Origin of the sequence: Streptomyces sp. NPDC002265, from assembly GCF_040296125.1 — a bacterium.
GTDB lineage: Bacteria > Actinomycetota > Actinomycetes > Streptomycetales > Streptomycetaceae > Streptomyces.
This window is the reverse complement of the sequence record NZ_JBEOWS010000482.1, coordinates 1-5840: the sequence shown is the minus strand read 5'-3', so window position 1 is coordinate 5840 and position 5840 is coordinate 1. Positions and strand designations below refer to the sequence as shown.

Annotated in this window: 4 protein-coding genes and 1 pseudogene; 1 reads left to right on the top strand and 4 read right to left on the bottom strand. The window is 68.5% G+C overall.

Features of this window, described 5'->3' with window-relative positions; translation table 11 throughout:
• Positions 1-194: 194 nt before the first annotated feature.
• Positions 195-1604 (top strand): IS701 family transposase, encoded by a 1410-nt coding sequence (locus ABT085_RS43030; RefSeq protein WP_502982961.1) that lies wholly within the window; start codon positions 195-197, stop codon positions 1602-1604.
• A 116-nt stretch (positions 1605-1720) separates the two neighbouring features.
• Here the strand turns inward: ABT085_RS43030 and ABT085_RS43025 are convergent, their stop codons facing one another.
• The 4 genes and pseudogenes from ABT085_RS43025 to ABT085_RS43010 all read right to left on the bottom strand — a co-directional run.
• On the bottom strand, positions 1721-3733 hold the full coding sequence (locus tag ABT085_RS43025; protein WP_351621650.1) for a SpoIIE family protein phosphatase: 2013 nt from the start codon (positions 3731-3733) through the stop codon (positions 1721-1723).
• Between the two features lie 246 nt (positions 3734-3979).
• A complete protein-coding gene (locus tag ABT085_RS43020) occupies positions 3980-4357 on the bottom strand; it encodes a hypothetical protein (RefSeq protein WP_351621647.1) in 378 nt (125 codons plus the stop codon).
• A gap of 79 nt (positions 4358-4436) precedes the next feature.
• Positions 4437-4598: pseudogene (locus ABT085_RS43015) on the bottom strand (IS256 family transposase); the annotation flags it as partial.
• A gap of 277 nt (positions 4599-4875) precedes the next feature.
• On the bottom strand, positions 4876-5840 hold a 965-nt coding region (locus tag ABT085_RS43010; protein WP_351621645.1), incomplete at its 5' end, for a Gfo/Idh/MocA family protein.

The window sequence follows — 5840 nt, the reverse complement described above, 5'->3', positions numbered from 1 at the left end:
TACTACCGCAGTCTGCTGTCGACCCGCCCCATCGACGAGGACGCGGTCGACGGACTGCTGGACATGTTCATGGCCGCCTACGGAACCAGCCGTTACCGGTAGTGCGTTAAATCCGGTGGTGGTGTGGGTTGACGGCAGGTCGGGTTGGTCGTAGGCCGGTGGTAGGAGTCAACTGCCTTGTCGGGGGGCTGAAGATGACTGCTCGCCGTCCGTGTCCGCCTGCGCCGGGTCCGTTGGAGGAGTACGCGGCCCGGTTCGACGACCTCTTTTTCAGCCTGGCTCAGCGGCGAGGGTTTCGCGAGTACCTGACCGGGTTGCTGGCGCCGCGGGAGCGGAACAAGACGATCACTTGCCTGGCCGGGGCTGAGCCGGTGGCGGGTGCGGGGATGCCGGGGGTGCAGCGGCTGCAGTTCTTCCTGTCGGAGTCGCCGTGGGAGGCCGAGCTGGTCAACGAACGGCGGCTCGAGCTGCTGTGTGAGGAGCCGGCGACGGCTCCGCACGACGGCGGGGTCATCGTGATCGATGATTCCGGGGACCGCAGGGACGGAACGGCGACCGCGCACGTGGGCCGACAATGGCTGGGACGGTTGGGCACGACGGACAACGGCATCGTCACGGTGACCACGGTGTGGACCGACGGCCGCGTGTACTACCCGCTGCACACCCAGCCCTACACCCCCGCCCATCACTTCGCCCGCGGCCGGTCCGATCCGGCTTTCCGCACGAAACCGCAGCTGGCCGCAGCCCTCGCGGCCCGCGGAAAGGAGGCGGGCTTCGGCTGCCGGGCGGTGGTCGCCGACTGCGCCTACTCGGTCAGCGACGACTGGTACCTCGCACTGCGCGAGGCCGGCCTGGCCTACGTGGTGGCACTCAAGCCGCGCAACGGTGTCTGGGCACCGATCGACCAGCCGCACACTCCCGTCGAGGCCGCACGCGCCCTGGCCTGGGCAAATCCCGGCCTTCCCGGCGACTGGACGCCCGTGGAGCGTCACTTTCGCGACGGGCACACCGAGACCTGGTGGGCCGCTGATGCCCGCTTGGGCGGCTATGGCCCCGACTCGCCCTGCCGGCTGGTCGTGGCCACCACCGACCCAGCCCGACTGCCGGAGAAGGCCACCTGGTACCTGGCCACCAACCTGCCCCACCCTGACGCACCCCACCCCGCGACCAGCCCGCATCCGCCGGCCGACCTCGCCGAGGCCGTCCGCCTCTACGGCCTGCGGCCCTGGATCGAACAGAGCTACAAGCAGATCAAGGACGAACTCGGCTGGGCTGACTTCCAAGTCCGCTCCGCTCGCGCCATCCGCCGCCACCAGACCCTGGTCAACTGCGCCTTCTCTTTCTGCTGGGACCAGTGGTTCGCGCCACCTGGACCCCTGGATGCCACTGCGCCGGACCCGTGCCCCGATGAGGGGCCAGAGAGGGGGACCGGCCTTGTCCCACCGGCCCCAACAGCCCTGCTGGCCCAAGGCCTTACGAGCCATCCGTTCCTGGCTCACCCGCGCCGTCGCTCTCAGCCGGTGGTGGCGAGCCTGGACGGACACGGACCCACCCTCCGAGCTCCAGGCCCTGATCGACGCGGTCACCAGCGGACACGGCATTGATCTCTACCGCCGGATTCAACGAACTACCGGTAAGCGGGCTAGTTCTTGAGGTCTCATGCCTTGAGGTTGGAGCAGCTACCTGTACGACCTTGTTCGGCGCACGGACGCATCGAGTCTCATGCGCGCCGGATGACCAGCACAGCCACGTCGTCCGGGTGGTCCACCGCGACAGCAGCGTCGAGGACGCGGTCAGCGGTCTCCTCGGCATTCAGCCCGTCGTGGAGGGCCGCGCCAGCCAGTGTTCCGGCTCGTTCCAGCCCGGCCTCCAATGTGAGGCCCGGTCCTTCGACCACGCCGTCGGTGACCATGACCAGCGCGCTGTCCTCTTGCAATGCGAAGGTCTCCTCGCCGTACTCGGTGCCGAGCACGACTCCTAGCACCGGGCCTCCCGGCAACTCGTGGATGCTGTGGCTGCCGTCGTCGCGTGCGTACAGCAACGGCACATGGCCAGCGCTCGCACCGGTGACCCGTCCGTCGCCTGGGTCGATACGCAGCATGGTGCAGCTGGCGAATCGTGCTGCGCCCATCGTGATGAGCAGCTCGTTGGTGCGAGCCAGCACGGTTGCGGGACCCGGTTCGTGGGCGGCGATCGCGCGCATGGATGCGCGCACCTGTCCCATGAAGGCGGCGGCGTCCACGTCGTGCCCTTGGGCGTCGCCGATCTCCAGGGCGACGGCACCGTCGGGCATGACGAAGGCGTCGTACCAGTCTCCGCCAATATCGAGCCCGTCGCGGCTTGGTCGGTATCGGGCGGCGACCTCCAGGCCGGGGAGGTGCTCGGGCAGCGTGGGGAGCATGGTCTGTTGGAGCGCCGTGGCCAGCTCGACTCGTGCCTCTTGCAAGCTAACGCGTTTCAGTGCCTGGCCTGCAAGATCGGCAAGAGTACCCATGAGGGCGCGCTCATCCGGGGACGAGTGATGTTCGCTGTCGTAGGTCACCAGCCAGGCCCCGAGCGGCTGATCGCCGATCGGGCTGAGGGAGGTGATCGAGATGGCGAAGCCGGAGTCGAGCTGGTCGAAGTACGGCACCATGGCCCCGTGCGGCCAGCGGCGGATGTAGTCCTCCTGGTTGGGAATGAACTGCGGCTCGCCGGTGCGGATCACATAGGGCAGCGCGCTGGGGGCGTCTAGCGGCAGGCCTTGCAGGGCGGCCACCGGCATCGGGATCCCGGCATCGGAGGAAACGCGTAGGCGGCCTTGCGTGATGAACGCCAGCGCGGCGCCGGTACCACCGAATGTCGCGGCGAGCCGGGTCAGGACGACCTGCCGTACTTCTTGCTCCGTGACTGCAGTCATCACGGCGGAAGAGAAGGCCGCGATCTCGTCGGCGCGCTGACGCTCAGCACTCAGCGCGTCCTTCGCTCTGCGTCTGCGCGCTTCCCTCTTGGTGTCATCGCGGATCACGCCGAAGACCCGCTCAGGGCCGCCAGACCCCAGAATGAGCCGACGGGCCCGGCAGACCAGAAGGTGCCAGCCATCGCGCTCGGTAAGGAACCGCAACCTGATCCAGGGGGACCGGGCGGCCGTCGAACGCACGAGCCGCCGCAGCGCCCCGCGGTCATCGGGGTGGACTTGCCGAACCACCTCGGACAACGACATGGAGGCCTCCGGGAACAGCGCCGCCAAGGCGGGTGCACCACCCAGCCACTCCAGCTCGCGCTCCTGGGGTGAATACATGCACAGACCGAGGTTGGCGGCCTTGGCTGCCAGACGGAACGGAATCAGCAGGGCACCCAAGTCGTTTCCCGCGTTCAATGAGTGCACCCACACCAGCGACTCGCCACCTACGGGATCATTCACTGGTCGTGCCTCGACAAGGCAGACGACAGATGCTGTACCTGGCCCGGGGAACTCCAGCACCCGCATCGCAACCGTCTTCGTCGTGGCGGCGTGGGCCACGAGACTCTTGACCGCAGTCAGCTGGCTTGCGGGCAACAGATCACCGAAGCCACGACCCACGCACTGCTCCACGGACCTGCCCAGTGTCCTGGCCATTGCCGCGTTGAGGCTGCGGATCGCTCCGTCCAGGGTCAAAAGAGCCGACGGTGTAGCCATCTGAAGAAGTTCGTCCGAGGCGTCCATTTGCCGCTCACCCTCATCGTCGAGCGATATGACCTCGTCGTCCTTCATCAACTATCTGCCGCAGAGCAGGCCTCGTCCACGCGGCCGGTCACTCTGGGGCGCCACCGCCGACTGCGTGTATCGACGAACGCCAACGATCGTCCTCCCGGTGATCCGCTCGGTCAGATCGAAGGCGAACAGCAGCGGGCGGCCCCAGGGCGGACGGGGCTGCTGGCTCTGGTCCAGCTGGCTATGGCGCCCCACATGAAGGGGACAGAGATGGAGAGGAGGACAGGAATAAGGATGGAGTAATTGTCAAGAGTTGTGGATCGCGTGATCTGATCTGGTAATTGGAGGCATCAGCCGCGACGCCCCAGCGAAGAAGACCAGAGCCACCGTTGCTCCTGCTGCCGTCCCCAGCGCATCCACTGCAATTCGGTCCCAGTGCGGTCGTGCCAGGTCCGTCAGAACGAACACGACGGCCGAGCCCGCGAAGGCCGCGGCAGCGCCCGCGGCCCAGTGCCGGTGCCGGTCCCAGAACCAACGCGCCAGGAGCATCACGACGGGCGCGGCGATGGGCAGCGTCGGCTCGTCGAGGATGTTGAGGATGGAGTAAGCCACTCCGCAGACCGCCCAGCAGAGTGCCATGACCCGTGCTGTCTCGCGCCAGGGAACTCCTCGTATTTCACTCATCGAGCCTCCTCCGACGCTGTGTGTTTCCAGGTGAGTGGAGCACGTGGGTTCGAGTTGTTGTCAAGGTCTGGTTGATCAATCAGGCGACGCGGATCTCGGGGCGTTCGACCAGGTGGCCGTTCTCGAACCTGGCGCCGGAGCGGACCAGGGACACCAGGTTGGCGGCGGTGATCGCCCGCCAGCGGGCCTGAGCCGACTCGACGAGCTTGAACACCATCGCCAGGGCGGCGGCCGGGCTGCCGGCTCGGGCGTGGAGTTCACCGACGTGGAGCACATTCAGATCGAGCTGCAGGTGAGACGGACGCTGTGCGTCTACATCCCCGAGCCGGGCTCCGCCACGACCGAGTCGCTGCGCATTCTCAGCAGCTGGACCACCGCCCCTCGCCCGGCCGGACCCGACGAAGCGGCCCCCCGGAACCTGGGCTGTCCCGCCACGGGCCTGCGCCGACAGCTGCACCGGCCCCGGAACCGAAGTCCCCGCCCTCCTCGAGGGCATGTTTGCATGCCCCGTGTTCAGGTCAGGCCGAGGGGCCCTGCATGGCGTCGATGAGCCGGTGGCGGGCCAGGGCGTAGGAGAAGTCCGGGACGGTGCGGGTGCCGTCACGCAGGTCGCGGGCCAGGTGCGAGTAGAGCGCGGCCACGTTCCGGGAGGGACCCGCGAGTCCCTCGGGGATGTCGGCGCGGTATTGGGCGGGTACCTCGATGGGGGAGACGGCGGCGTCGTCACCGAAGCCTGCCTGCAGGGTGAGGTCGGCGATCTGCATGTTCCCCCAGTCTGCGGTCAGGACGAGGTCGCCGTCGGTGCCGTTGATCTCCCAGCGGAAGTTGTCACCGCGGGAGGTGCCGCCGCGGTAGAAGACCGACGCGGCCGCCCCGCCCTCCAGCGTGCCGATCAGGGAGATCTGGTCGGCCGCGGTCACCGGCAGGACGCTGCCGTCCTCGGCCACGGTGACCTGCTGGCGCCCCACGACGAGGTTGGACGAGTGGTGGGTGAATTCCCCGAGGGTCGCGCTGAGCGCGTCAATGGCGTGCAGGGCGGCGGCGGTCAGCGCAGTGGCGCCCTGGGTCCTGTCGTACCAGTACGCGTGCGCCCGGGTGGTCTGCGGTCCCCAGACCATGCCCGAGCCGGTCATGGTGGTGCCGATGACCCGGCCGATCCTGCCCTCGGCGATCAGCTGGCGGGCGTAGCGCAGCTCGGGGTGGTAGCGGCCCTGGAGGCCGATGACGGTGCGCACGCCGGCGGTGTCGGCGCGGCGGACCAGGCCGGCGGCCTCCGTCCCGTCCAACGCGAGCGGCCACTCGCTGTAGACGGTCTTGCCCGCGTCGATCGCGGCCGAGACCAGCTCCCGGTGGTGGGGCACCTTGACCGCCACGACCACGACGTCCACGCCCGGGTGGGCGATCAGCTCCGCGTGGTTGTCGAAGGCCGCTTCCACGCCGAAGGCGGCCGCGGCGGCGTCGGCGGACTCCTGGCGGGAGGTGC

What these genes read in the sequence shown, in the direction of transcription:
- ABT085_RS43030 (WP_502982961.1), top strand. Translation starts at nt 195, where the DNA reads ATGACTGCTCGCCGTCCGTGTCCGCCTGCGCCGGGTCCGTTGGAGGAG.
- ABT085_RS43025 (WP_351621650.1), bottom strand. Translation starts at nt 3,733, where the DNA reads ATGAAGGACGACGAGGTCATATCGCTCGACGATGAGGGTGAGCGGCAA.
- ABT085_RS43020 (WP_351621647.1), bottom strand. Translation starts at nt 4,357, where the DNA reads ATGAGTGAAATACGAGGAGTTCCCTGGCGCGAGACAGCACGGGTCATG.